Origin of the sequence: Paraferrimonas sedimenticola, from assembly GCF_002282855.1 — a bacterium.
GTDB classification, from domain to species: domain Bacteria; phylum Pseudomonadota; class Gammaproteobacteria; order Enterobacterales; family Shewanellaceae; genus Paraferrimonas; species Paraferrimonas sedimenticola.
This window is the reverse complement of record NZ_NRIR01000010.1, coordinates 68,870-94,850: the sequence shown is the minus strand read 5'-3', so window position 1 is coordinate 94,850 and position 25,981 is coordinate 68,870. Positions and strand designations below refer to the sequence as shown.

The window sequence follows — 25,981 nt, the reverse complement described above, 5'->3', positions numbered from 1 at the left end:
TACAAAACCTTCGGTTCACTACAGACAATGGCAAACCACTCGAAAGGGTGGGACGCAAAGCTTCCGGTCTAAGGATTGAGTTCTATGATAGCGGGGCCACCTAAGGGTAGATCGATCTGCCTTTGATTTGTCTGTACTCATATGAGGTACAGCATGGCAATTTCCAACAAGTATTCCTCCACAATTACAGCATCCATTCTTTTGTTGCTGAGCAATGGCGCGCTGGCTTTTGACAGCAAAGAGCTAGGCACAGTGTTTAACGGCGAGTCCAGTTATGGCGAAATGCCAGCGATGAGCGCTTACGGTGGCTTCGAGATACGTGCAAAGTTTTCCGATTTTTCGCCTGACAACGCTCGCGGTTGGGTGACCTTAGTATCCGAGTCGCGTACCAAACGTTCGATCATGTTTGATAAAGACACAGTCGTGGTCAAGCTGGGTAAAAACAGTTTTACCATTTCTAAGAAAGATCTCGATTTCATGGCCAATGGCCAAATTGCCATAGGCATATATCCTGGTGAGCTCACTGCCAGCGACGGTGTAGTTGAGTACAGCATCGAAAACAGCAAAATCCAGCCGAACAAAGCCCAATTTGACCGCCTGTTTCGCCGTGGCAACTACTCTGGTGGATTCAGCGGTGTGGTGATGACCCAGTTTAGTCTGGATGGCAAAGTCGAGCAGGAGGTGTATCACACCTCGCCAGGTCTAGAATCTGAGCTTCCTGAGAACTCCGGCAATCTGACCCTTCACGAAGTGGTAGTGAATCGTCCTGCGATAGAAATTAAACCGCCTATCGAAGTAGAAAAGCCCGAGCCGAAACCGCCTGTGGACCAGCCCAAAGCGCCAGGTCAGCCCGGTTATGGTGCCGTGTTCAATGGCGAAGATGCCTACGCAGAGTTTGCTGATTGGCAAGCGCAAGGGGATATTCAAGTACGCGCTTGGCTAGGCGAGCTAACGGCGAAAGCCGACGGTAGCTATGACTGGTTACACTTGCTTTCGAATGCCGCCAACGGTCAGTCTTTGCGAGTCAACAATGGCTCCGTGCAAATGCAGTTTGACCGCTCATACCCAGGCGTTTATGGCGGACTAGATTTTGCCTCGAAACGATTTGTGGAAGTCACTATCAGCGCTGGCAAATTGACGGTGTCAGATGGGGATGTGCAAAAGGAGATTGCCAACGAAGCGATTCACCCAAGCAAAGTGACCTTTAACCGAGCCTATTTTCGCAATGGCAAGAAATACCCAGGAATTCTGCAAGCACTAGAAATCGTTGACTTAGGCCAGAGCACCAATCGCTTGGCCTTTAATGCCGAGGGTTTTGACTTGGTAGAGCCTGCAAAGCAGGGAATAGAACTAGTCAACGTTGAGATGCGCGTACCAGAGCAAAGCAAACCACCAATAACTCAGCCACCGGAAGTCACTCCACCAGATACCAAACCACCGGTAGTAAACCCGCCGCCAACACCTGAAAATCCAGACAAGCTGGACTTGTCAAACTCGCAGGTGAAAACCCAACAAGACTGGGACGACGCCTTCAACACCATGTATCCAGCCCACAAGCCGGTCATGAACATTGATGTCGGCGATGATACTGGGCGTTTTGCCTGGGAGGCCCCTGTGTGGCTTAAGGCCTATGTCACTATGGCAGAGACCTTTAACGATCCTAAGTACATCGAGTGGGCGGTTGAGCTTGTGGACCACCTGTTTAACTACACCGACGAAATGCGCGCGGCTCGTGGTGAAATCAACCTAGTTGAAGACGGTTACTGGCAAGCACCAAAATACTACATGAACAACTATGGTCAGCCAGTTCCGGGCTGGCGCCATTACAACCCAAGAAATGGCAAGAACTGGCGCGTACAAGCCTTGCAAGACGGTCGAATTCTGTCGGGTGTTATGGTGGTGGTTGACTACATCAAGCGTCATCAAATTGAGTCGTTGATGGACAAAGCTAACGGTTACATGGCGCACGCAAAACGCATTGTGGACAGTCACGATACCTCTTATAGCGAGACCAAGCAGTCGGACGTTGCCGGATCTTATTACTATCCCAACAGCAATTCAGAGACGAATGACAATGGTTTATCGAGCCGTCCAATTCCGTTTAATCACAATTTGAGCCAAGCCTTCGTACAAATGTACCTAGACAAGTGGAGTGATGGCGAGCCTGTCTATCACCACAGAGTGCAAGCGCTGACCACTTTCTTTAGCGATAAGTTGGAGTATCAGTCAGATGGCAGCTGTACCTGGCGTTACCAGCATCACTCACAAAACCCGGATACTAAGGCTGAAGACTTAAACCACGGTGATATTGACATTGAGTTTGTCGCAGCGGCCTATGCTGAAGGGGTGATTAGCGACGATTTAATGATGCGCTGTATTACCAAGACCTTTACTGAGCGCATGTATCAGGACAAAAGCTACAGTGATTTGGTTGATGGAACCGGTGTGGCAAAGGGCGCTCATCAGGTGAATTCAGGCTGGCATTGGGTGCGCTTAACTCAGTTTGATAAACGCGTTCAACAAAATGTGCTGGATACCATGAATCAGCATGCGCCAACTTTGACTTGGTATGGCACGTATCTGTCTTGGGCGAACATGCTAAAACTTGCTCAGTAGGCTGATAAACCCTTTGATACAAAATCCGACCATTATGGTCGGATTTTTTTTGTACTCAAGGTTTGTTGAACCGCCAAAGCTGAACTAGATTGAATCATTCACCCATATCACGATTATTTGCGAGACAATGAGTAAGCCACTTTTCGCTTTGATGGGCCTATTAGGTGTTGGGCTTTGCGAAATTAACGAGGTAAGGGCGGGGATCCCAATAGAACGTCCCAACTTAGAGCTAGATTGGAGCCGAGCTGCGGTAACCGATGTGGCACAGTGGCAATCATTCTTCGATCAAAAATACCCTCTAATGGATCCGGTGATGGACATCACCAAAGGCAATGAGTCTGGGCGTTTTGCCTGGGAGGCCCCTGCTTGGATTCGCAGCTACCTAGCGCTGTATCAAACCACTCGTGACATGCAGTACTTAGAGAAGGCGGTTAATCTAGCTCAGCATATGGCACTCTACACGGATGAAGCCCGCCACCGGCGTGGGGAAATCGACGTGGTGGAGAAGGGCTATTGGCAGGCGCCAAAGTATTACCTAAACAACCGGGGTAACCCGGTACCTGGTTGGCGCGGCTACTCCAAGGGTTGGCGCGTTCAAGTATTGCAAGACGGTCGAATTCTTTCCGCTATTTTGAGAGTGGTCGATCGAATAAAGCAAGAACAGGTGAGCGAGTATTTGGCGGTGGCCGATGAGCTGTTAGCCTTGGCAGAACGAGTCATTGAAAGTCACGATACAAGTTTCAGTCATACTAAAACCCCTCGTGTCGCAGGCAGCTATTACTATCCCCACGTGCGCAATCGTTATACCAATGACAATGGCCTGTTTAGCAAGCCTCTGCCTTTTAACCACAACATGGCCATGGCCGAAGCTTTGCTGTTAGCGCATAAATGGATGCCTGAGAAACAGGACTATTGGGATAAGGCCGAACTACTGACGCAGTTTTTTGCCGATCACATGCAAATCCGGGAAGACGGAAGCTGTTTTTGGCGTTACGCCTTCGTGCCAAGAGATCCTAACTCGAAAGCCGAAGACATTACTCACGCGGACATAGAGATTGGTTTTTTGGTGATAGCGCAGGAAATGCAGTTAGCCGATGTCTCCCCTATGTTGGATTGTATGGCCCAAACCCTAGTCGTCACCATGTATGACGATGGCGAAATCAGTTACAAAGTGGATGGGACCGGGGTCGCTAAAGGCTACCATCAAATGTATGTGGCCAGTCATTGGCTAGAACTGGCGGGTAGGGAGCCTAGGATCGCTGAGATTGCTTTTGAGCTGCTGAATCGATTGGAGTCACCGCCAAGCTCGTTTAATGGCTTTTTGGGTTGGGCGCAGCTTCTGGCGCTGCAAGACTCACAGCGCCAGGCCTTCTTAGTGCAAAATCAGCCGGTTACAGACGAAGGTCCGAATCGGCCTGATTGAGCATGTACTTGAGATCGTATATCACGTGCTTTGGTTTGCAGTAAGCGTGCATGCCATTGATGCCTATGTCTCTGAAATGATCGTGGGCCACCGCAACTATCACAGCGTCGTAGTGATTGACCTGAGGTTGGCTTAACGGGCGGATCCCGTAGTGCTTCTCTGCACTGTCAGCATCGACCCAAGGATCATAAACATCCACTTGAGCGCCGTATTCACTCAGATTACCTATGATATCAACCACACGCGTGTTGCGAATGTCTGGGCAGTTCTCTTTGAAAGCCAACCCCATGATAAGAATGTTGGCATCGCGAACGTGCAGTTTTTCCATCACCATCTTTTTAACCAACTGGTCGCAGACGTAGGCGCCCATACCATCGTTGATCAAACGCCCCGCCAGAATAATATCCGGGTGATAGCCGACCGCTTCGGCTTTGTGGGTCAGGTAGTAGGGGTCGACACTAATACAGTGTCCGCCCACTAAACCCGGTCTGAAGGGTAGGAAGTTCCATTTGGTGCCAGCCGCCTTCAACACCTCTTCGGTATCGATGCCGAGTTTGTTGAAGATAATCGCCAATTCGTTAATGAGCGCAATGTTGAGGTCCCGCTGGGTGTTCTCAATGACCTTAGATGCTTCAGCGACCTTGATTGAAGAAGCTTTGTGAGTGCCGGCTTTGATAATCGAGCGATACAGGCTGTCGACAAACTCTGCCGCCGCCGGGGTCGAGCCTGAGGTGACCTTTTTGATGTTTGCCACAGTGCGAGTTTTGTCGCCCGGGTTAACGCGTTCTGGCGAGTATCCCGCGTAAAAGTCACGATTGAGTTTAAAGCCCGTAGCTTGCTCAATGACAGGAATACAATCTTCCTCGGTGGCGCCGGGGTAAACCGTAGACTCATAAATCACCACGTCGCCTTTTTCTATCACCTGAGCGATGAGCGCACTGGCGGATTTCAAGGGTGTGAGGTCCGGCTTTTTGTCCAGATCTATGGGTGTAGGCACTGTCACTATGTACACATTGGCTTTTCTCAGCGCTTCTGTGTCGGTGCTAAATTGAAGTTGGTCAGACTCTGACAGTTGTTCGCGACTGACTTCTCGCGTGTTGTCTAAGCCCTGGGTGAGTTCGTCAACTCGAACGGGATTAACGTCAAAGCCGATGGTTGGATAGCGTTTTCCGAACTCGACTGCCAGTGGTAACCCCACGTAGCCAAGACCGAGCACAGCGATGCGCACTTCGTGCAAGTGTTCCATAACACACACCTTTTTTAAAAATTAAGCATTCCCCATTGCAAAGCGTAGTCAATATTTTGAGGTTTGCTGGCGAAGTCGGCGTTTGTGTGCACACTTTATTCAAGTAGTTCTTTTTTACAGGGAATATCATCATGATCTATCCAGTCGTGCTCGCTGGTGGCAATGGCACGCGTCTATGGCCACTGTCACGCTCAGCGTTTCCCAAGCAGTTGTTACCGCTAATGGGTGAGCAAACCATGCTGCAACAGACCCTAAATCGTCTGCAGGGACTCAATTGCGCCCATCCGCTGATTATCTGCAATCAAGCCCATCGTTTTATCGTGGCTGAGCAATTGCGCGCGAATGATAAAAAGGCGCGCATATTACTCGAGCCACAAGGCAAAAATACCGCGCCAGCAGTAGCGCTTGCCGCACTCATGGCCATGGAGCAAGACCCAGAAGCCCATATTCTGGTGCTCGCAGCGGATCATCTGGTTCGCGATAACAAAGGGTTTTGCGATGCGGTGAGAGCTGGCCTATCGCCGGACGTCGCCGATAAATTGGTGACTTTTGGTGTCACACCTGAGTATGCCGAAACTGGGTATGGCTATATCAAAACTGGTGAGTCCATAGGCCCGGCCAAGCGAGTCGCTCAGTTTGTCGAGAAACCGGATCAGAACACAGCGAATCACTACGTTGAAAGTGGCGATTACTACTGGAACAGCGGCATCTTTTTGATGAAGGCACAGCGCTTTCTCAATGAATTGAAACGCCATGCTCCTGATATCCTCAGTGTTTGTCAGGCCTGTTTCGATCAAAAATACGTTGACCTTGATTTCATTCGATTACCCGAAGACCTATTTGCCAGTTGTCGCGCCGATTCAGTGGATTACGCAGTTATGGAGAAAACCTCTGATGCGGTAACCGTTGCCATGGATGTCGGCTGGAGTGATCTCGGCAGTTGGCAAGCGCTTTGGCAAAACACCGAGCAAGATGAAGCCAACAATGCTGCCATTGGTGACGTGATAAAGGTGCAGAGTGAAGGTTGTTACTTTAATGCTCAAGACAAGCTTATCGCCGCTGTTGGGGTAAAAGACTTAGTGGTGGTTGAAACCAAAGATGCTGTGCTGGTGGCCGACAAGAACCGAGTGCAGGAGGTGAAGGACTTAGTCGACTGCCTCAAGCACAATGACCGCCCTGAAGTGGTGTTTCATCGCGAGGTTTACCGACCCTGGGGCATGTACGACAGCATAGACAATGGCGAGCGCTATCAGGTAAAGCACATTAGTGTGAAACCCGGTGAAAAACTGTCGATTCAAATGCATCACCACAGAGCGGAACACTGGATTGTGGTGAGTGGCACCGCCAAAGTCACCGTTGGTGAGAAGACCTTTCTGGTTACTGAGAACGAGTCGACCTACATTCCAATCGGCGAGCTACATGCTCTTGAGAACCCTGGAAAAGTGCCACTGGAGATGATTGAGGTGCAATCGGGCTCTTATCTTGGCGAGGATGATATTGTTCGATTTGAAGACAGATACGGGCGCAGCAGCAACGAGTAGCTGCGCCTACAAGGGCCAAACAACTTGCAGCAAAGGAATGCTGATTATCACTACCAGAATTTCCATCGGTAAACCCAAGCGCCAATAATCTCCAAACTTAAACCCAGCGGGCCCCAGAATAAGCGTATTGTTCTGGTGGCCGATTGGAGTGAGGAAGGAACAAGACGCACCGATAGCCACGGCCATCAAGAAAGGGTCTGGACTGGCGCTGAGTTGTTGCGCTGTACTGATTGCAATCGGGCACATCACCGCTGCGGTGGCCGCATTGTTCATAAAATCCGATAAGGTCATAGTGACCACCAGCATCAGGGTTAGCGCAATAATCGGGTGGCCTTGCGCCACGTTTTCAAGCAAAACGCTAGCCAACCAACTGGCGGTACCGGTAGAAGCCATAGCCCCGGCGACTGGCATCAAGCACGCCAAGAGTACGATAACTGGCCAATCGATAGAATCGTACACCTTTCGAATGGGTAAGATGTCAGCGACCACATACCCAATCACTGCAATTGAAAATGCCACCGGCGCCGTCGTTAATCCAACGGCAGTTACCAGAATGGCGGTTAACATGATTGACGCTGCCAATGCCGCACGTTTGATGTTGGGGATGCGTATGTCGCGGTTGGCCAGCGGCACGGCATTAAAGGTGTTGCCAAAGCCCGCCAGCGCCTCTGGGTTTCCTTGCACCAGCAGCACGTCGCCCGCTTGAAGTTTCTCCCAGCGCAGGCGTTTGATAGAGCGGCGACCCTGGCGGCTAATGGCCAACAGTTTAAGCGCGTAACGACGAGACAGTTGCACTTCGCGCGCCGAGCGCCCAACCAGTAATGAATTGGGCAGCACCACAAATTCTTGCAAACCGATTTGGGCCAACTCGCCTTTTGATGGCGGTCGGTCGGGGCCAATTGGCTCCTCTTCACCCGGTGCTTTGGGTGGGTTCTCTTGTTGGATCTCCAAGCCAATTTCGGTGAGCGCAGACGATAGTGCACTGGGCTCGGCCTCAATCACCAAAATATCGCCCGCCATGATGCGTCGATTGGGGTAGGGCGCAAACACACGAAATTCATTGCGCACCATGCTTACTACCTGCGCGCCGTGGCGGTCCAACTCTTGTTGCAGCTTACCCAAGGTCTTATCGATAGCGGCCGAATCTTCTGGCACTAGAGTTTCGGTGAGATAGCTGCCAGCCTCAAATCCTTGTTTATCTTTTGGCTCTCGATTGGGGATCCAACGCCAGGCAATGAGCGCCACAAAGGTGACCCCCACAGCAGCGACCATCACACCAATCGGAGTGAAGTCGAACATCCCGAAGTGACCAAGGCCGGCCTGACTACGAAAGCCTGAGACAATAAGGTTTGGTGGCGTACCGATTAGGGTAGTCATTCCGCCTAAAATGGTGCCAAATGCCAAAGGCATTAGGATTTTACCGGGCGTGAGTTGCAGTCGCCCTGAGAGTTGAATCGCCAGCGGCATTAACAATGCCATAGCGCCGACATTATTCATAAACGACGACAATAGCGCGCCTATGGTCATTAGCGCGCCTATGGTCAAAGTCGGACCTGAGTTTTTGGGGAGTGTGTACTTTGCTAAAAGGTCGACCGCGCCTGTGTGCTGCAAGCCGGAGCTCAATACCAATACGCAGGCAACCGTGATAACCGCCGGGTGACCAAAACCAATAAAGGCGTTGTCAGCGTGAACTAAGCCAAATACAACGCAGGCAAGTAAGGCGCCTAACGCTATTAAATCGTGTCGCCATCGGCCAGACAGAAAAGCCACGATGGTTACCGACAAAATGGCTAATATTTGCCATTGTTGCGCACTCAATCCCATTGTTATGCTTCTTTACGTCCTCGCTGAGCCACTTGTGTAAGCCTAGCTTAAAAAATGCACTTTCAAACTAACTTATTGAATTATCTAGCGGGGTTCAACCCAAAGCGCATCACGGGCATAGGAAAAGCGCGTTGCCCGTTGAGAAACCTAAACAGGCCTGGGGTGATGCTGTGCAATAGCCAAGCAAAGCCGTAAATCAGCCCAAGTGTAATGACGGGCGTCAACAAGTAGACCGCCAGTTGCTCGATACTCGAATTGACGTAAAACAATTTATGCCAACTTCTTTTTACCAGCTCGAGTAAAGGATAATGACTGGCAAAAATGAAAAAACTCAAACCTGAAAAGTGCACCAAAACGCCGTGGAGTTTTGCCGAACATAGGTGCAATCGCACCACCAGCCCACAAAAAGCAATCACAGCGCCCATGCGGATAATGCACTCCCATTGGTGTTCAAAAGGTATGGCCTTGTCTATCAACAGAGGGTAGAAGACTCTAGCCAAAATCAGTAACCAGGTAACCAATACAGCAAGGATGAACACGGGTTTTGACACAAACCAGGCTAATTTCTGCTGACCGCCTTTATGCAGCGCTAATGCGGTCCCTAAACTGAAGAACAAGAGTACGTCTAGTCGGTAAAAGATGGGCACATCGATACCAGTTAACCAAGCAGCACCCAAGGCCACTAAGAACAGTTTGGGGACTCGTTTTATGCACCAGTACAGAAGGGGGCTTAGCAGTAAGGTGTAAATAAGGTCGTGAATGAACCAAAATTGCTGAGCCACGTGTTGCGCTGGACCGTCAAACAAACTCCAGAGCGCGCCGGCCAAAGTGATGTGAAGCTCGCCTTGGGCTCTCGCTAAATAACCACCGCCATCGTCAATTAGGTTGACCGTGTAACCCGTGTTAATCAAAATCTGCCACAATCCAATCCAAACCAGACTGGGCAGCACCAGATTGGTTAAACGATTCTTCAGTTTTCGCTGGAACTGTCGCGGTTGCTGATAAAAAAACAAATAACCCGACACAATGCTGAGCAGTGGCACGGCCCCAAAAAACCAGTAGAGCACACTGCTATTAAGCGCCTGCATTTGCCAGCCATCGGTGCTCTGGACGCCTCTAAAAGGGTTGATGTCAGTGCCGGGGAAAGCGCCAAAATGAAGCAGTACTAAGCCTAGGATCATCAGTAAACGGGTCACTGCGATGCGTTGGCTTAGCTCATCAGACATAGTCAGTCCTTTGATCGGCGTAGGGTGAGTACTTAACTTAGACCCGATACCATTGCTTTTCCTTTCAATCGCTTGGAAATCCATGGGGCTAAGAGCGATAATGTTCAACCGGCCTTTTGAAAAACGAGTCTATGTACTGCGCGACCATACAGTTTGAATGCTATCGAGACGCTTTGATCCAAGAAGTGGATTTGGCCATAGGTAAATATTTGGATGCTTTAAGATATAACGGCCAGATCCTTGGGCGCGAGTTTCCCACAAGAATGGAGCAGGGCGTTTTTGTCACTCGAGTGGTGACGCCCTTGCCCGAAAGCCTTCATGCCAACAATGCATCCGAGCCGGTTAAACGGGCGTTACAAGGCCTACATGATGCGGGCATACTCACCCCGCAAGTCAAAAATCTCGGTATCGATTTACATTCAGATCACGCCGATCCCTGCACTAATCCCGATTGGCAGGTACTCTACACTTCGTTTCTAAGCACCTGTTCGCCCTTGCGCTGTGGTGAGCATTTTGCGCCAATTCCGTTGCATAAGTTACCCGTACTAGAAACCGGCGACTACCAGCCAATACTGCGTTGGCAACAGGCCTGGAGTGCCGCAGACGAGCTGCAAATGAACGGAGAGCTCAGCACTATTGAGCGCCAAGCCGTTAAAGAAATCAGTAACCACGATTCGCAATTAAGCGTAATGGGGCAGACCCTTGCCAAGGCTATCGAGGAGCGAAGCGGGATTCCCACCTATTACTACCTGTATCGAGTTGGTGGTAGCGACAAGGAGTCAGAGCAGAATCGACCTTGTCCTAGCTGTGGCGGTGATTGGCGATTAGAGCAAAGCGTTGCTGATATTCTGGCATTCAAGTGTGACGCTTGCCGCTTAGTTAGTAACCTCAGTTGGGATTTTCAGTAGGCCGAATACAAATAACCCTCGAACACAGTCGAGGGCTTTGTTAGCGCTAAAACACAATCTGAGTGCGAATACCAATCACAGTATCTGGCTTGCGCAGGTTAAACGCTGGGCGAATGTGCTGAAAGTTTGCCGTGACTCGCAACCAGCTCAACACCGCTACATTGTAATACGCCTCAGTCACTTGCTCTGGACGAAGCAAATTACGTGGCTCGGTTACCTTGTAGTTAAAGTCTTTGCTCATTTCGTAGTGGGCGTGAGCCACACCCCATAAATCGTCGCTGCGGCCTTTGATGAAACTGTTGCCACCTATACCTACCATCAGGTGTCCAAGTACTGGCGTTGGGTTACCGTCTGAGCGAGCGATTCGACCAAACACGCCCCAGCCTTTCGATGGGTCGTCTTTATTTTGAAAGAGATACTGTTGGACGTCATAGGCGGCATACCAACGACGTTTTTTCATCTCACCAGTGCCGCGAATATCTTTCCCTTTATAGTCGCTGACATTGGCCGTGATGCTGTGATAACCCTGTTTGCCACCAATTGTTACCGGTACGCGAATATTGGCCATGCCAGAGGTGCCATCTTCAAAGGTGTGGTCCAGCACGCGATTGCTGTTTTGAGTGTTGCGTGGATCGTAAACCATAAAGGTATAGCTGGCTTTGTCACCTTGAACGCTTAACACTGCACCTGTACTGAACGGTGATACGATCCCACTAATGGGCGCAGCAATCGCCATATTTGAAAAAGTCGATAGACCGCCGCCGCCAACTAGGGGCGTGGCTGACGCCATTTTGATCATATCGAACTTACCCGCCATCACAGCAACGCGCTTGCCAAATTGCTGTGTGACGTGTGCAGAGGTTTCATTTTCGCGAGGGAAGGTCATGCCCAACACAGGTGACATGATCACATCGTTTTGTCCCATGGTGCGATTAAAGTTGTTCTGCCCGTGCAAAAAGATCTGATTCACGTTGACAGAGAAACCATCCCACAGGCCTATGGCTTTGCCATCAATAGTGACATTGATGTCGCCACGACCGCCGTTTTGGCTAGGCTTTGCGCCATTGTCACTTTGCCAGTCGTAGGCAAAGTTGGTGTAGCTCATACTGAGATCTATCCCTTTCTCTTTCAGCTCCTTTTTTGCCTCGTTAGCAAAAGTCGCAGCGCTGGGTATTGATAGCAACGCCATAGCGGTTAGGGCCGCTAATCCACGGGTTTTCAATCTCATCACGTTCGCCCTCGAAAAAATTGGCGCCATTGTATGAGGCTTAAACATTAGCGGGTAATGAAATACCTATAGAGAAAACCTATAGTTTGGAAAAGCGCAGGAGGAATAAGATGAATACGCCGACGAGATTACAGCTAGAGACTTTGGTTTGCGCTGCTGAGTCTGGCTCTTTTTCTGAAGCTGCACGCCGGTTGAAGCGCTCCCAGGCAACCGTTAGTCAAACCATTGCCAACCTTGAAATCGACTTAAACCTCGTTTTGTTTGATAGAAGCCAACGCGAGCCTCGGCTAACCAGCGCCGGTGAGATGTTGTTAAACGAAGCTAAACTGATTCTGTCGCGCTTTGAGTACTTTGGCGAGATTGCTAACCGTCTCACCCCAAACATGGTTAGCGAGTTTGTTCTAGCTGGGGAAGTTCAGGTGCAACTGGGCGATGACAAAGCCTTAATCGAGCGCTTGATAGAGAAGTTTCCAGAAACCAATATTCATATCTGGAGTGGAAGTTCTGCTTCAGCCCTGCAAAACGTGATTGACGGTCAAGCTCAGGTCGGTTTAGTTTTCAGCCATCTGTTGTTACCAGAAGAGATAGACTTCCAACCTCTAAAACCAACCCAGTGGTTAACGGTTTGCTCTCCCGAACATCCTTTAGCTAGCCAAAGTTCGGTGAGTTTGTCCGAGTTAACTCTGCATCGTCAGGTCTCATTTACCGAGCCTTATAAGCAAGACTTAGCCAAAGACAGGCTCAGCAGTAAAGCTTGGCGGGTCAATGGGTTTATCACAGCTTACAAACTTACCTTGTCAGGACATTTCTGGATGCGAATTCCCAGAGACCTAGTGGCCTCGGAACTAGAGTTGGGAATAATGGTAGAGATTGCGCTTGATGACGAGTTGTCCCAGTCGGTCGAGTGCGGTCTTATTTGGCGTAGAGACAATAAGGAACACCCTGTAATCCTTGAAGTTTTGGATGTAGTACGAACATCCATGGTGTAATCCCCAGCAAGTAAAACGACCTTTCGAAAATTCCAACGCTCGCTGATTTAAGGCAATGCTAATGTTGCTGTATAGTGCCGCCGAACTCTTCGGCTGAAACTGGAATCACCGATTTTAACGTCATGGAATGACCTATCAGGGGAACATCCATGAAATTGAAACTAGCATCAGCCGTTAGCTTGGCTTTGCTATCTGCAAATGCGCTTGCAGAAGAGAAGAAAGAAGACATCAACTACGGCGATCCAACTGCTGTGTACAAATCCGTTGGTGTGTCTGTTTCGAATAGTAATGCGGTTCAAGGTAACTTGATCTACGGTGCTGGCAAAAACGTTGTAATGGCCGATCTGACCAGCCAATACAAGGATGCCAAGAAGGGTGACGGCAGCAAGGGTATCAACTATCGCGCCCGCTACTTTTACGTGAACGATGGTCTAGGTGCCAGTGTTGATTTGATTGGCACTCACAATCAAAATATCGACAGCACTCAAGCGGTAGCTGGTCTGATGTACAAGATGCAAATCACCGACAACTTCATGTTTTTCCCTATGTTAAACGCCGGTGTTCAGCAGGATAAGTACAAGATCCCTGGCAGTGAAACCTATCAGACAGGCATCATCCAACCGGCGTTTTTTGCCATGTATGCCTTTGACGAAGGCCATTGGTTGTATTTGAACCCGCGCTATACCATCGCAACCAACAAGCGTGAAGAAGTACTGGAAGGCGACAAGTTTGACGCTGGCACGCTGCAAATTGAACTTGGTGGTGGCTATATGTTGAACGAATGGTCAGCACTTGAAGTCAAAGTTGAGCACACGGTAGCCAACAAAACAGTTACCTTGGGTCAAAAACAAAAAGATGACACCGTTGGCTGGTTGAAGTACTCCATCTACTTCTAGAGCTTGAGCTACAAATTGAAAAAGCACCCGAATGGGTGCTTTTTTTGTTTGTGGGGGCATGCGCAAACCGCCGAGACCCTTCGTCAATTTAACTGGCTAGACCGAAGTAACCACCTTGCGACTTAGGCAAACCCCAACCACTATCAAAGGTGAAGGTCAGATCCAAAGTCGTGTGTGGATGCGCCTGGTTGAGCTTTTGGTAGGCGTTTAAACGCAACTTATCTTGCTGAGCGAGCGATAAGTCGGCTGTTGGAGCGACAACCGCTTGAGCAATGACCATCCGCGAGCGCCCGGGTTGCAAGACTCGAACGTACAAAGCTTGAACATCAAGCCCATCCAAAGTTTCAACGATCTCTGTTTTTGCACTGTCTACTAGATGCACATCTGGGGTTCGATTCAGCAGCTGCAAAACCGCATACTTTGCCATCTTGTATGGCACGGGAAGCGAAATTACCACAACAGTCAGTACCACAACCGGGTCAACGTATGGGGCATACTCAGGTAAACCCAGAGTGTTCAGTAAATGGATACCGGCAAATGCCACTAAAACGCAACTGGAGATCAGTGCATTGATGAGCCAGTTTTCTTTGTCGGTTTTTACCAAAGGGCTGTCGGTGTACTTATGTCCCACATGGGTAAAAGCGAAAACCAGCCAACCAATGAGTGTCGCAAAAGCGCCATAACCAACAGCCAATTCAGGGTCGACTACACGACCGCCATCAAAAAGGGCGAATAGCGAGCTGAACAGAGCCATTAAGGCTACTCCAAACACCAGCACACCTTTTAAGCCGTTAATCAAAGGCTCAAAATAGCCGTATCCCAAGGGATACTTGTCGTTGTCGCCAGCAGCGAGCAAAGCGGCAATCTTGATAGCGAACAAGCTACTGACGAAATAAGTTAGATTGAATAAACCGTCTAACAAAATAGCTTCAGAATCACTGGCAAACGCCACTACAAGACCAACAATACCCACCAGCAAATTACCGGCAGCCGCGAGCAGCAGGTACTGGCGTTCGGTTAAGTTTTTAAATAACACGCTTAGCTCCTTAGCCGACCTTGGCAAATTTAGTTGGACAATAGTGGGTAAGGTCGATGACCTTGTCACAGGTTTTGGAGACAAGCTCGGGGTTATGCGTAACCAGTATCAGAGCGCAACCGCGTTCTCTTGCTAGTTCTACCAATAACTCGGTCACCTCTTTTGCGGTAATCGGGTCTAAGCGCGAAGTCGGCTCGTCGGCAAACAAGAACTTGGGCTGCATCAGCATGGTTCTCAAAATAGCGAATCGCTGCAGCTCACCGCCCGAAACTTGCTGACTGGTGCGCTCAAGCAGGCTAGGGCTTAACTTTAATCGCTCCATTAGCGGTCCAATGTCGTTGGCATTTAGTTGGTGCAAAGCAACGAGATCATCCAACAATTGCCCAAGGGTGACAGCCGAACTAAAGGCCGCTGGAGGATCTTGATAAAGCTTAAGGCGAGAGGTTTTATCACCCGCTTGTAAGTAGCCAATCTTGCCAGCACAGGGTTTCAACAACCCAAGCAGAGCATCGCCCAAACTGCTTTTACCACAGCCACTTTCACCAATAAGGCCCAACACCTCACCGGTAGACAGTTCAAAACTAAGGCCTTCAAACAGCGGCTGATTTTCTCGCTTGAGGCTTAGGTTGGAAACCGTGAGTTGCGGTGACAAATCCTGAGCCTTCTCTGCAACAGGCCAGTTGTACGGATCGGCAGCGATCAGCGATTTGGCGTAATCTGACTTCGGCGATTCTAATACGCTTTTGGCATCGCCATGCTCAACCAGCACCCCTTGTTTAATCACCATTATGCGGCCACCCAATTGGCGCGCCACACTGACATCGTGGGTAATGGTCAGTAAACCGCCACCTTGGCTTCTGGCTTTGAGCAGGCGCACCACATCGTCGCGACGACGGCTGTCCAGCCCTTTGGTTGGCTCGTCGGCGAGCACTATGTTGGCACCACCGACTGTGGCCGCCATTATGGCGACACGTTGCGCCATACCACCAGACAACTGGCCTGGGCGTTTGAAGTAGGCGTTGGACAGTTCGACTCGCTCAAGATCCTGCCAAGCTTGTTGATTGGATTGCTGATAGTCCATGCCGTGTAGGGTCTGGTAAACCTCGGCGACTTGGGTGCCAGATTGCATTAAAGGGTCTAAGGCATGCCATGGCTCTTGTGGCAACATCACCAACTCTCGTCCCCACAGGGCTTGCCACTGTTCTGCGCTCGACTGATTGAGCGAGCGTCCCTTAACCCACACTTCGCCCGTGTGAGTTAGACCTTCGGGCAGTAACCCCATAATGGCTTGTGCTAGCAAACTCTTACCGGCACCAGTCTCGCCCAAAATCGTCAGCGGTTGGTCTTGGAATAGCTCCAGATCTAAAGCTTGCAAAAGCTGGACGTTTTGGGCGTGAATACTCAAGTCTTTTACTGAAATTAGTGCGCTCATGATGATTTTCCTGCTAGCAAGTTAAAGCCAAGCACCATTGCGGCGACAACGACTAAAGGTTGTGCCAAGGCCCAAGGGGCTTCGTGGTAGTAGGGGAAGAGTTCAACAATCATTAACCCGAGCTCAGCGGTAGGCGGCTGCAAGCCAACGTAGACAAAGCCAATCGATGCCATGGTCAAAATTGCATGGGCCGCGCCAAAGGCGGCTAGGGTCAGGATTGGTTGAGCCAATTTAGGCCAAACGTGGCGTTTAAATAGGTACCAAGGGCCAAAACCCAACATGGCCGACGCCTGGAGCTCTGGAGCGCTCAGGCTAGATAGAGTGATTGCGCGCACCACACGAAAATATTCAATCCACTGCACCAAAGCGATGGCGAGATAAATGATGAAAAACGAGCCGGGCACAATAGCGGCAAACAGCAACACCACCACAAGACCAGGAAGCGCTAGTAAAATGTTTACCACAATGTGGATGTTTCTATCGACTAGGCCGCCGGCCCATGCCGCCCAAACGCCAAGGCCTGTGCCAATAGCCGCTGCGGTAAGCACGCTAATAATGCTCAAACCAAAAGACAAGCGAACCGCTTCTCCCAGTCTGGCCAGCATTGAGCGGCCAAATTGGTCGCTACCTAGTACGTGAGCCTCACCTGGCGCGGCGAGTACGTTGGACAAGTCCTGAGTGTAAGGAGAGTATTGAGACAGCAGTGGCTCAAGACCTGCGAAGCTCGCCAAGGCCAGCAGCAAACCAAGCCCTATTTTCTGGCTAAGACTCATAGCCGTTAGGTGTTTTACTATCATGATTTCACCTCCTGGCGTGGGTCGAGTTTGGCGCAAGCGATATCAACAAGGGTGTTAAGCATTACAAACATCACGCCCATGCAAAGTGCGGCGCCTTGAATGACAGGAATATCACGAGAGAAGATGGCGTGAGCCAAACCGTGGCCAATGCCTGGCCAGCTAAACAATGACTCGATCATCACGATCCCTTCGATAACAGTAATCAGTTGGATCCCCATAAAGGCCACAACAGGTACAGACATATTGCGAATGCCATGGCGGACAAAGGTCTGCCAGCGGGAGAGTCCTTTTACCTGTGAAAACTGGTAGTAAGGCGCTCGAAAGACGGCCAAAGCAGCATCTCTGATGACTCGGTTAGATGTCGCTGCGAGCACAACCGCCAAACTGATGGCTGGCAATACTAAGAACTTCGCTTCGCCAAAGCCTGCAACTGGGAACCAATTCAACTCAAGCGCGAAGATCAGAACGAATACCAAGCCAATTAAAAACACCGGCATGGCTCGAATGCCAGTAGAAACCACAAGGCTGATACGATCGAGCCAACCACCATAGCGAGCAGCGGCCAAACCAAGTGGGATGGCTATCAATAGAGAAATAGTGACGCCGACAAAAGCCAGCAGCACTGAATGCCCCAACTGGTGTTGCACTTCGGCGATGACAGGACCGCCACTGACCATAGAGGTGCCTAAATTAAAGCTCAGCAAATCCCATAGCCAATTGAAGTACTGCTGCCACACAGGTAGGTCTAGCTCAAGCTCCGCGCGAACCATATCGGCAGCTCCTGCAGTGACATTGTCGTAGCCAAAACGTCCAGCGGCGATGCGATAAGCCATATCTCCAGGCAAGCTGCGTAACAGCACAAAGGTGAGGGTACCAACACCCCAAACCACAGTGATTAGCTGCCAAAAACGGCGCAACAATATTTGCTTAATCATTGGGCAATCTCGAGTTGTTCCAAACGATACGAACGTTCAAACGGGTCGAAACTAAAACCCTTAATGCGCTCGTTCACTGCCGATTGCTGGGTGTAGGTGACCACAGGCAATACTGAGTAGCTTTGATGAATGATTTGCGCACTTTCCTGGGCCATTTGACGATACTCGTCGCGATCACTGGTTAGTGGAAGCTTGCCTAACAGGCTATCCAGCTTACTGCTACTCCAGTTCATCGCTCCCCAATCGCCACCTTTAGAGCCGTCAGACTTGGTGGCAAAGTCGGCAATAATGGTGGCTAGAGGATCAGCAATAAAGCCGTAATTTCTCGCCATTAGCGCCACTTCAAGGCTCTGGTCTTGATGGCCCATAGGTATGCCTGAGGAGTTGACAACATCAATTCCCAAGTCGACTCCAATTTCCGCCCATTGTGACTGAATAGCGGTAGCGACAATCGTAAGTTCGGGGCGATCGGCGTAGGTGATCATGGTTAGACGCAGTAGCTGACCGTCTTTTTCGCGCATGCCTTGGGCACCCATTCGCCAACCGGCTTGGTCTAACAGTTTTGCCGCTTTGTCTTTCGCATCAGCAGCTGAGCTTAAGTCGGTTAGGTACCAATCGCTAAAAGCCGCAGGCAGTAATTGTTCGGTTTCAACACCTGGCGTGCGGAAAATGGACTCGGCGATCCCTTTGCGGTCGATGGCTAAATGCAAGGCTTGGCGAACCCTGTCGTCTTTGAGCTGCGGCAGACCCGCGTTCAGTTTGATCGAAATCGCTCGTGGGATAGGGTCTGTGTGCAAGACGACATTCTTCGCATTGCGGATCTGCGGCAAGCTTGAGGGCTCAAGACCAAACACTATGTCCGCTTGTCCGCTTTTGGCTTGTAAAACGCGACTCTCTGAGCGGTGGCCTGTCAAGTAGCTTGCAAAACGAATGCTCGCGGGCCCTTTCCAGTATTGGTCAAAGCGCTCAACCACCAGTTTATGGGGTGGCTCAAACTCAAATACTTGATAGGGGCCTGTCGCAATCAGTTGGTGAACAAAGCCGTCTTTGTCGAAAGCACCGCTGGCCACAATACCTGCGCTGTAGTGAGCGATAAGCGCGCCTAGCGGGCTGTAAGGCTGTTCAAGCCAAACCGTCACTGAATCAGTGCCTTCTGCGGTAATTCGAACGATTGGGGCTTCAGCTAAGGGACCATGGGTGTCCACTGCATGTTGTAGGGACTTGGCCACCGCCTGTGCTGTCATTTTGCTGCCATCGTGGAAAAACACATTGGGGCGCAAAGTGAATTGCCAGCGTTTGCCATCTTCGCTGACTTGCCAATCTGTGGCTAAGCCAGGGGTTAGCTGACCTTGTTCGTTGACGTTCAACAAGGTTTCTAGCACGCCCATACGTGAGTAGATATAGCCGTGTTGCGAGGGCTGTTGAGTAGTGAACTCCATAGCGGCGGCAATTGATACAGTATTGGCTTTGGTCGGGCGGTCGTGGTGTTGCCCATCAGCGAGTAAATACAAGGTAGTTCCCAGTACGCCAACGAGGCCGGCGACGATAGCCACCAAACCTTTGCGAGAGGATTTTGCAGAAAAGTCAGGAGCGTTGTGCATATAAGAAATCCTAATTAGCCAATTGCGCTAGCAAATAAAAAAGAAAACGTGGAAATCACAATGGCCGCCATATTAAGCGATTGCTAAATTGATGCTATGCAATATCGGAAAGACACAAGAAAAAGAGCCTAACCCCATTAGAAACAAAAGTTTGTGAGGTTAGGCAAGGTTGGATAGATTTATCCTAGTGGATTGAATACTAAGTAAACGCGTTCAAAGGTCCACAGAGTGGCAAAGGTGCCCATGGCGTAAATTAGGGTCAATTCGCCATTGATGAATACGCGGCTGTCTTTGCTGCGATTAAGGGTTTCGCGCAGCGCGTAGGCTAGCGCCAAACACACCCCAACAAACAGTAGTTGGCCTATTTCGACGCCTACGTTGAAGAACAACAGCGCCAATGGGATTTCCGCTTGAGGTAAACCTATGTTCATCAGGGCACCCGCGAAGCCTAGACCGTGCAACAGACCGAAGGCGAAAGACACCACCCATGGGAAGCGATAGGTCAGGCCCTTGCGACCGTTTCTGGCATACAAGAGCTCGGCGCACATAAACACGATAGACAGCGCGATGGCGGCCTCTACCGGCTCAGCCGGAAGTTTTATCAGGCCAAAGGTCGCCAAAGCCAGCGTAATACTGTGGGCAACAGTAAAGGCGGTGATGGTTTTTACCAATAGCCATCCGCCGCGAACCACAAACAATAGGGCCAGAACAAAAAGCAGGTGATCCAATCCCATCAAAATGTGCTCGGTACCAAGCTTGATATAGCGTTTGGCCGCCGGAATAACCCCACCAGAGGCGCCGTTAAACTCACCGAGATCGATGACAATGTGATCGCTGGTGCGGCTGTTCAAGCGGGTTACTGTATCCGCTTCAAACCACTTAACCGTAAGCATTACTCCCTCGCGCTCCCATGGCAGAATAAACTGGTCATTACCGGTTAACGGGGTTAAACACTTAAAGCTAAAGCGAATGCCAGAGGCGGTAGTTTCACCGCCTGGCGAGTCAATAAACTCACAGCGCTCTGGTAACTCTGGCGCGCCAAGATAAAAAGCGATTTCAGCCGGAGTAGTAACCGCAAGCTTGTACTCACCTGGAGCGATTTCGCTGAGTTCAGCTTTGTCCACTCCCAAGGTATGAGCACTCGCCGGCGTCGAGAATACCAGCCCCAGCAAACCGACCAATATCAGTAGTTGGATAACTCGAAAAGGCGTTAAATGGCGCATTATTCAGCCTCCTTGTTGTCACCCTCTGACGTAGGCATTACATGAATTGCGTAGTTTTCACGTGCATCTTCAATGACTTTGCGCATGATCTGGCTTTGCTCGTACGATTCCCACTGAGCTTGAACCCATGGCTTGATGGTTTCAAACGCTGGCGCTTGACCTATCTTACGTGCGTTTAGACGTAGGTAGTGCCAGCCAGAATCCGACTCAATTGGGCCGTACCATTGAGGATTTTCGGTATCCATTAGCTTTTTGGCAGCTTCCTGACCAAAGGTGGCAATTAGCTCGCGATCCGGCACATGGGTCAAGCGATAAGTAAAGTGTGGGTTTACATCACCAAACTCACGGTGGTCAGCACCGGCGTTCAGTTGCTCCATCAAATCTTGTGGAATGCTCTCTTTTTCGATGTAGAACACTTGGTCAAAATTACTGATAGTAGGCGAGGTAAAGCGATTGTTGTGCTCGGTGTAGAACTTGAAAAGCGCTTCATCGCTGGCCTTTGGCATGTCTTCTTTGAAGAAGAAACGCATGTTTTGTTGGAGCAATTTACGGATTTGCCCACTGTTGTCGAGCCCGAGCTTACGCGCTTCTCGAACCAAAATTTCTTCTTGCACAAACTTCTCAACAATGGCGTCTTTCTCGTCGCCAGTTAGATTGTGCATTTTCATGCTCTGTTCCATTTTGAACAGATATTCTTGGGTCATGCGATCCACAACCAGTGGTTCGCGGCTGTCCGCTGCAACCATTTCGTTGGCTGCAAAAAGTAGGGTGGCCAGTACGATGAAATGAACCAGAGGCTCTTTAATGAGCTGACTGAATGAGCTTGCAAGTGGCGATTGTGTCGACTTTTCAGAATTCACAGTGGTTACCTTCTTTCGATGGGCGTTTGACCCAGACCGGATTGCAAAACTTGGATCCACAAGGCGCAATTCAGTAGAAATAGTTTTCGCTACTTTTTCCTTTCGGCGAACAGATTGTCTTAAGAACGGTGGCAGTGTTTCTGCCGGGATAAAACGCAGCCGTTTCCGGCTGCGTTACTGGTCGGTGCTTATTCGTCGATACTTATTCGACGGGATAAGCCGGCTAGATTACTTCTGGTCAGCGTAAGTTTGCTTAATCGCTGGGTGGATGTAATCCGGATCGGTGTTACCTTCTTTACGAGCAGCTTTACCGGCCAAGAAGGCGCGCATCATACGGTTGATGGTGTTAGCCGTGTTGTAGTGGTTGTCGTCCATCAGAGGGGTGTACTCTGCGAAGTCCAACAGTACAACGTCGTTTTGCATGGCTAGTTCACGTAGCATGCGACCCATTTGAGCAGAGGTGAAACCACCAGCTTCTGGGTTAGAAGTACCTGGTACGTATGGCGCGTCTAGAACGTCAACGTCTACAGAGATGTAAAGCTTTTTGCCTTTCAGCTCTTCACGGACTTTCTTCCAAGTCGCTTCAAAGCCCTTGCGCTCAAACTCAGACATGTAGTGGATCTTGTCGCCAGCGGCGTTCAAGTATTCAACACGCTCAGCGTCGTCGTAGGCGCCACGAATACCGATTGAGTGCATGTCAGCACCGTCAATCCAACCATTTTCATGAGCAAAACGACGAGCACGACCACCGTGGGTGAACAGACCTAAAGTACCGGCACCAGCAGTTGAGTAGTCCATGTGAGCGTCAAAGTGAACGAAAGCCACTTCTTTAGGACCGTAGTGATCAACAACTGCCATGATAGAGGCAACCTGAGTACCGTGCTCACCACCAATGGCGATTGGCGTTGCGCCACCTTCGAAGATTTCACGCAGTACTTTAGCGTGCTCTACGAAGTTGTCGTTCATGAATGAAACGTGAGAGTTGGCGTTACCGTAATCGACTACGTTTAGGATGTCGAAGTAGTGGTTGTTCAATACTAGATCGTGGCCAACACCAGCGAAGTCGTACTGACGCACGAAACGCAACTGGTTAGCAGCCCATGCAGTACCGTCACCGCCCATGTTGAAGTTTGAAGGCAAACCAACGATAGCAACGTCAACGTCGCCAGCTTTCAAATCTTCGGTGTTAAGAGCAACTGGCAAACCAAAGTAAGTCGGGAAGCCGTGCTTGGTGGTTACGTACTCGTAGCGCTGCAAGTCGATAGGACCTGGCTCACGCTTAGGGTTGATCTTGTCTAGATCGCGGCGCTTGTAAGTGCCTTCCCAGTCAGTGTCACGCTTGATTAGGTTAGGTTCGCCCGGTACACGCCATGGTTGCATGCTGGCTGGGAAACCGTTGATTTTCTCTTCAGCTTTTAGATTTGGAGCTGGCTTGTCCTGGTAAGCAGAGTAATCAATTTCGCCACCTGGGCCGCCTGCTGCAACTGCGCTACCGCACGCCAGCATTACGCTGATAGTAAGAGGTAACAATGTTTTTGCTTTGTTCATCTATAAAACCTTTTTGATAACAGTAATACTTGAACCTAGAATTCAGGTTCTGTACTGGCTAACGGATTGACAAACCCAATGCGCGATTATCCTTCGCAATGCTGTCCTTATATTTTCCTTAGTTGGCGCTAGTACTATCTGTTGAACCGAGCAGGATTATTGCAGTAAACTCTAATTTAATTCAGGTCGATTTCGGCAAGTTTTAGGAAAGTTCCCTTGAAAGCATATGAAATGATAAATTTTTCGATTAGCGAAGCCTTTGATCAACAGGATGTTGCGGTTGCTATCGAACGTTTATTTGGCGACAAAATTTATGCCTATCAACTTGGCAAAGCTGAAGGTAATGCTCGATTGCAGATAATTGAGGTTCCTGAGTATCAATTAACCATTTTTAAAAAAGAGGTAGTGACTAAGGAGTACCTGAGCTTTACCGTGCCAGCCGACTATGTTGTTATTTCCTTTAGCTATAGTTCCGATGGTTTTTGGTCAAACGGTTTGTTGTTGAAGCAACATTTTATATCTTTCTATGGCAGTGGTAACACCTACCATGAAGTGTCTGGTGCAAACGGCTGGCAATCTTACGACTTGGTCATCCACAAACAAGAGTTGTTGAAGTTGTGTTGGTTCGATAATACAGATTTCACCTTTATCGAAACCAGCAAGCAACCCTTGTATGTACAGGTCGATGAGCGGCAAGCTAATGATTTAAAAGGGCTAATGGGCAGTGTGTTTAGTGTTGGCCAACAGCAGAACATTCAGATCGACGCCAACCGTCTAGAGCCGGTCTGGGATCGCTTGGAAGCCTTGCTTAGTGACACGGGGTTAACGATCCACAAGTTTTCACCTGCTAAAAGTAAGCGTTGTAGAAACCTGATAACAGCATTGTCGATTATTCACAATAATCAGCATGCGCCAATAAAAGTGGAGGACTTAGCGATTAAATTGAATATGAGTGAACGCTCGATAAATAATCTATTTAATAGCACCTTTAATCTCTCGCCTTATCAGTTTTCCATAATGGTTAGATTAAATACTGTAAGACGCTTATTAAAAGATGAAAGTCAAGTGGTTGAAAAAGTTTGTAGTGAATATGGATTTCAAACACTGAGTCGATTCCGCAGTCAATATACTCGGCTATTTGGCGAGCTACCGTCTCAAACCCATTTTCACAGTGAATAAAAGGTGCTCAAAAGCACCTCTTAAATTATTGTAATTGGTTGAGTGTTGCTTTTACGTTTTCGAAGATTCTTTGAATTGATTGATTGTCGTACAACTTGCCCGCCAATATCACTGAATCGATATTTTGAGTGTTATTTATATCCTCTAAAGGATTAGCATTCAAAAGTACCAAGTCTGCCTTAAATCCCTTTTTAACTTCGCCGTGTTGGTTAAAGCCTAATAGCTTGGCTGCATCTAACGTGGCCATCCGCAGAAGTTGGACATTTTCTAAACCAAGGTGATTTAACAGCGACATCTCATCGTGCACCGCGAATCCAGGAAACACGTACGGGTTGCCTGAATTGGTACCGACTAACAATTTAACTCCAGCGTCTGACAATGGCTTTATCAAAGCAAGCTGAAAATCAACAAACTCTCGCAAGACCTCAAACCCTGCTTGGTCCAGGTGCCTTAGTTCCATGTCATTTTTAGCGACCCAAATTTCTTTAAAAGGCTTGGGCAAAAGCGCTAAACGAGGGTCGTTGCTGCGCGGATTGTCCAAACGAGCCATGTTGTAGAGATACAGAGCGGTTGGGTCGATAGCCACATCACTGGCAGCCAACTGCTCAGCCAGCTTGTTGAATTTGTCTTGATCGAACGTATCTAGCAGAAAGCGCATTTTGTTGGTGTCAAAACGCTTGCCGCCTATGTATTTCGCAAGCTCTTGTGGTTGGCTAGTTGAGGCTTCCATCAGACCGTACATATGTTCTAGCGATTGTTGTCCAGATTTGATGGCCTGTTCGATGCTTACTGACTCAGGCAACTGTCCCGCAAAGGGTACACCGAGGGTTTGACTGGTTTTGGCAACCGCTTTATAGGCACCCAAAGAAAGACGGTCGTGGATAGCGATAAAGTCAGCGCCTTGCTTTACATGCCACTCCACCGTGTATTTGGCTTCCTTCGAGCCAGATATGGACTGCAAACTTGGAGTACGGGCAGGTATGCCATCAAGCGGCTCAGCACTTGCAAAGATATTGGGTACCAGATCACCGCTTTCGGCCATTAGCTTCAGTTGTTTGGTGATTTCTGGGTTACCTGTCATGTCGCGCAAGCCAGTAACGCCGTTAGCAATCATCAATGGACGAGCAATAGACTCAGCAGCAGAAAAGTTGGTGTGCATATCCCAAAGGCCGGGTATCAGGTACTTGCCCTGAGCATCTATGGTTCTTCCCGCAGGAGCTTCAGGTGCTCGGCTAGCTTCAATCGAAACAATGGTGTCGCCAGACAAAGTAACCGTCTGGTTGTCCAAGGTCGTACCGCTAGCCACATCCACCACGTTGACATGGGTGATGGTAAGCGTCGGAGTTACCTGAGCTTGTGCTTGGCCAGATACAGCGGATAGGCAAGATAAGGCTAGCATGGATAACGCGGTGGCAACTCGTAGCATGAATACTCTCCCGATTAGGACTACCCACTTAGACGCTGAGGTAAAAG

At 49.5% G+C, this 25,981-nt stretch carries 20 protein-coding genes and 1 riboswitch; of the genes, 7 read left to right on the top strand and 13 right to left on the bottom strand.

Annotation, left to right across the window (positions count from 1 at the left end; all coding sequences use genetic code 11):
• Positions 1 to 19 precede the first annotated feature (19 nt).
• Positions 20 to 104: riboswitch (cyclic di-GMP riboswitch) on the top strand.
• 49 nt (positions 105 to 153) lie between these two features.
• Both CLC93_RS15880 and CLC93_RS15875 read left to right on the top strand, forming a co-directional pair.
• Positions 154 to 2,616: a hypothetical protein gene (locus tag CLC93_RS15880; protein WP_095506967.1), complete on the top strand. Its 2,463-nt coding sequence runs from the start codon at positions 154 to 156 to the stop codon at positions 2,614 to 2,616.
• Positions 2,617 to 2,743: 127 nt separating this feature from the next.
• Entirely contained in the window at positions 2,744 to 4,039 is a 1,296-nt protein-coding gene (locus tag CLC93_RS15875; RefSeq protein ID WP_095506966.1) for a hypothetical protein, read from the top strand.
• Here the strand turns inward: CLC93_RS15875 and tviB are convergent.
• A complete protein-coding gene (tviB, locus tag CLC93_RS15870) occupies positions 4,008 to 5,285 on the bottom strand; it encodes a Vi polysaccharide biosynthesis UDP-N-acetylglucosamine C-6 dehydrogenase TviB (protein ID WP_095506965.1) in 1,278 nt (425 codons plus the stop codon). The two genes, CLC93_RS15875 and tviB, sit on opposite strands and share 32 nt — an antisense overlap.
• A 134-nt stretch (positions 5,286 to 5,419) precedes the next feature.
• Here tviB and CLC93_RS15865 point away from each other — a divergent pair, with 134 nt between their 5' ends.
• Positions 5,420 to 6,826, top strand: coding sequence for a mannose-1-phosphate guanylyltransferase/mannose-6-phosphate isomerase (locus tag CLC93_RS15865; RefSeq protein WP_095506997.1), 1,407 nt, complete (start codon positions 5,420 to 5,422; stop codon positions 6,824 to 6,826).
• Between the two features lie 6 nt (positions 6,827 to 6,832).
• Here CLC93_RS15865 and CLC93_RS15860 read toward each other — a convergent pair whose 3' ends face one another.
• Positions 6,833 to 8,650 (bottom strand): SLC13 family permease, encoded by a 1,818-nt coding sequence (locus CLC93_RS15860; protein ID WP_211286890.1) that lies wholly within the window; start codon positions 8,648 to 8,650, stop codon positions 6,833 to 6,835.
• Positions 8,651 to 8,730: 80 nt separating this feature from the next.
• Positions 8,731 to 9,876: an acyltransferase family protein gene (locus CLC93_RS15855; protein WP_169903086.1), complete on the bottom strand. Its 1,146-nt coding sequence runs from the start codon at positions 9,874 to 9,876 to the stop codon at positions 8,731 to 8,733.
• Positions 9,877 to 10,007: 131 nt separating this feature from the next.
• Here CLC93_RS15855 and CLC93_RS15850 point away from each other — a divergent pair, with 131 nt between their 5' ends.
• Positions 10,008 to 10,784, top strand: a complete 777-nt coding sequence (locus CLC93_RS15850; RefSeq protein WP_095506963.1) for a Zn-ribbon-containing protein — start codon at positions 10,008 to 10,010, stop codon at positions 10,782 to 10,784.
• 46 nt (positions 10,785 to 10,830) lie between these two features.
• Here CLC93_RS15850 and CLC93_RS15845 read toward each other — a convergent pair whose 3' ends face one another.
• Entirely contained in the window at positions 10,831 to 12,012 is a 1,182-nt protein-coding gene (locus CLC93_RS15845) for a carbohydrate porin (RefSeq protein WP_169903084.1), read from the bottom strand.
• 110 nt (positions 12,013 to 12,122) lie between these two features.
• Here CLC93_RS15845 and CLC93_RS15840 point away from each other — a divergent pair, with 110 nt between their 5' ends.
• Together CLC93_RS15840 and CLC93_RS15835 are read left to right on the top strand one after the other, a co-directional pair.
• The gene (locus CLC93_RS15840) at positions 12,123 to 13,001 is read left to right on the top strand and encodes a LysR family transcriptional regulator (protein ID WP_095506961.1); all 879 of its coding nucleotides are present in this window, start codon (positions 12,123 to 12,125) and stop codon (positions 12,999 to 13,001) included.
• A 149-nt stretch (positions 13,002 to 13,150) separates the two neighbouring features.
• Positions 13,151 to 13,897: a hypothetical protein gene (locus CLC93_RS15835; protein ID WP_095506960.1), complete on the top strand. Its 747-nt coding sequence runs from the start codon at positions 13,151 to 13,153 to the stop codon at positions 13,895 to 13,897.
• A gap of 88 nt (positions 13,898 to 13,985) precedes the next feature.
• Here CLC93_RS15835 and CLC93_RS15830 read toward each other — a convergent pair whose 3' ends face one another.
• The 8 genes from CLC93_RS15830 to CLC93_RS15795 form a co-directional block, all read right to left on the bottom strand.
• Entirely contained in the window at positions 13,986 to 14,933 is a 948-nt protein-coding gene (locus tag CLC93_RS15830; protein ID WP_169903082.1) for a cation efflux transmembrane domain-containing protein, read from the bottom strand.
• Positions 14,934 to 14,943: 10 nt separating this feature from the next.
• The gene (locus CLC93_RS15825; protein WP_095506958.1) at positions 14,944 to 16,365 is read right to left on the bottom strand and encodes an ABC transporter ATP-binding protein; all 1,422 of its coding nucleotides are present in this window, start codon (positions 16,363 to 16,365) and stop codon (positions 14,944 to 14,946) included.
• Positions 16,362 to 17,162, bottom strand: coding sequence for an ABC transporter permease (locus CLC93_RS15820; RefSeq protein ID WP_095506957.1), 801 nt, complete (start codon positions 17,160 to 17,162; stop codon positions 16,362 to 16,364). Before CLC93_RS15820 ends, CLC93_RS15825 begins: the two co-directional genes overlap by 4 nt.
• Positions 17,159 to 18,097: an ABC transporter permease gene (locus CLC93_RS15815; protein ID WP_245837179.1), complete on the bottom strand. Its 939-nt coding sequence runs from the start codon at positions 18,095 to 18,097 to the stop codon at positions 17,159 to 17,161. The genes CLC93_RS15820 and CLC93_RS15815 overlap by 4 nt, the downstream gene beginning before the upstream one ends.
• The gene (locus CLC93_RS15810) at positions 18,094 to 19,698 is read right to left on the bottom strand and encodes an ABC transporter substrate-binding protein (RefSeq protein ID WP_095506956.1); all 1,605 of its coding nucleotides are present in this window, start codon (positions 19,696 to 19,698) and stop codon (positions 18,094 to 18,096) included. Before CLC93_RS15810 ends, CLC93_RS15815 begins: the two co-directional genes overlap by 4 nt.
• Before the next feature lie 179 nt (positions 19,699 to 19,877).
• Positions 19,878 to 20,921 (bottom strand): HupE/UreJ family protein, encoded by a 1,044-nt coding sequence (locus CLC93_RS15805; protein WP_169903080.1) that lies wholly within the window; start codon positions 20,919 to 20,921, stop codon positions 19,878 to 19,880.
• Complete coding sequence (locus CLC93_RS15800; RefSeq protein WP_095506955.1) at positions 20,921 to 21,781, bottom strand: peptidyl-prolyl cis-trans isomerase; 861 nt, start codon at positions 21,779 to 21,781, stop codon at positions 20,921 to 20,923. Before CLC93_RS15800 ends, CLC93_RS15805 begins: the two co-directional genes overlap by 1 nt.
• A gap of 228 nt (positions 21,782 to 22,009) precedes the next feature.
• Complete coding sequence (locus CLC93_RS15795) at positions 22,010 to 23,329, bottom strand: arginase family protein (RefSeq protein ID WP_095506954.1); 1,320 nt, start codon at positions 23,327 to 23,329, stop codon at positions 22,010 to 22,012.
• 216 nt (positions 23,330 to 23,545) lie between these two features.
• On the opposite strand from CLC93_RS15795, the gene CLC93_RS15790 reads away from it, so the two are divergent.
• Positions 23,546 to 24,508 (top strand): helix-turn-helix domain-containing protein, encoded by a 963-nt coding sequence (locus CLC93_RS15790; RefSeq protein ID WP_141237413.1) that lies wholly within the window; start codon positions 23,546 to 23,548, stop codon positions 24,506 to 24,508.
• 25 nt (positions 24,509 to 24,533) lie between these two features.
• Here CLC93_RS15790 and CLC93_RS15785 read toward each other — a convergent pair whose 3' ends face one another.
• Complete coding sequence (locus CLC93_RS15785; protein WP_095506952.1) at positions 24,534 to 25,934, bottom strand: amidohydrolase family protein; 1,401 nt, start codon at positions 25,932 to 25,934, stop codon at positions 24,534 to 24,536.
• Between the last annotated feature and the right edge of the window lie 47 nt (positions 25,935 to 25,981).

Bases quoted from the DNA above. Each gene is read 5' to 3' on its own strand.
- CLC93_RS15855 (WP_169903086.1), bottom strand. From the start codon at position 9,876: ATGTCTGATGAGCTAAGCCAACGCATCGCAGTGACCCGTTTACTGATG.
- CLC93_RS15810 (WP_095506956.1), bottom strand. From the start codon at position 19,698: ATGCACAACGCTCCTGACTTTTCTGCAAAATCCTCTCGCAAAGGTTTG.
- CLC93_RS15840 (WP_095506961.1), top strand. From the start codon at position 12,123: ATGAATACGCCGACGAGATTACAGCTAGAGACTTTGGTTTGCGCTGCT.
- CLC93_RS15880 (WP_095506967.1), top strand. From the start codon at position 154: ATGGCAATTTCCAACAAGTATTCCTCCACAATTACAGCATCCATTCTT.
- CLC93_RS15835 (WP_095506960.1), top strand. From the start codon at position 13,151: ATGAAATTGAAACTAGCATCAGCCGTTAGCTTGGCTTTGCTATCTGCA.
- CLC93_RS15860 (WP_211286890.1), bottom strand. From the start codon at position 8,650: ATGGGATTGAGTGCGCAACAATGGCAAATATTAGCCATTTTGTCGGTA.
- CLC93_RS15795 (WP_095506954.1), bottom strand. From the start codon at position 23,329: ATGAACAAAGCAAAAACATTGTTACCTCTTACTATCAGCGTAATGCTG.
- tviB (WP_095506965.1), bottom strand. From the start codon at position 5,285: ATGGAACACTTGCACGAAGTGCGCATCGCTGTGCTCGGTCTTGGCTAC.
- CLC93_RS15825 (WP_095506958.1), bottom strand. From the start codon at position 16,365: ATGAGCGCACTAATTTCAGTAAAAGACTTGAGTATTCACGCCCAAAAC.
- CLC93_RS15850 (WP_095506963.1), top strand. From the start codon at position 10,008: ATGTACTGCGCGACCATACAGTTTGAATGCTATCGAGACGCTTTGATC.
- CLC93_RS15805 (WP_169903080.1), bottom strand. From the start codon at position 20,921: ATGCGCCATTTAACGCCTTTTCGAGTTATCCAACTACTGATATTGGTC.
- CLC93_RS15785 (WP_095506952.1), bottom strand. From the start codon at position 25,934: ATGCTACGAGTTGCCACCGCGTTATCCATGCTAGCCTTATCTTGCCTA.
- CLC93_RS15815 (WP_245837179.1), bottom strand. From the start codon at position 18,097: ATGATTAAGCAAATATTGTTGCGCCGTTTTTGGCAGCTAATCACTGTG.
- CLC93_RS15820 (WP_095506957.1), bottom strand. From the start codon at position 17,162: ATGATAGTAAAACACCTAACGGCTATGAGTCTTAGCCAGAAAATAGGG.
- CLC93_RS15875 (WP_095506966.1), top strand. From the start codon at position 2,744: ATGAGTAAGCCACTTTTCGCTTTGATGGGCCTATTAGGTGTTGGGCTT.
- CLC93_RS15845 (WP_169903084.1), bottom strand. From the start codon at position 12,012: ATGAGATTGAAAACCCGTGGATTAGCGGCCCTAACCGCTATGGCGTTG.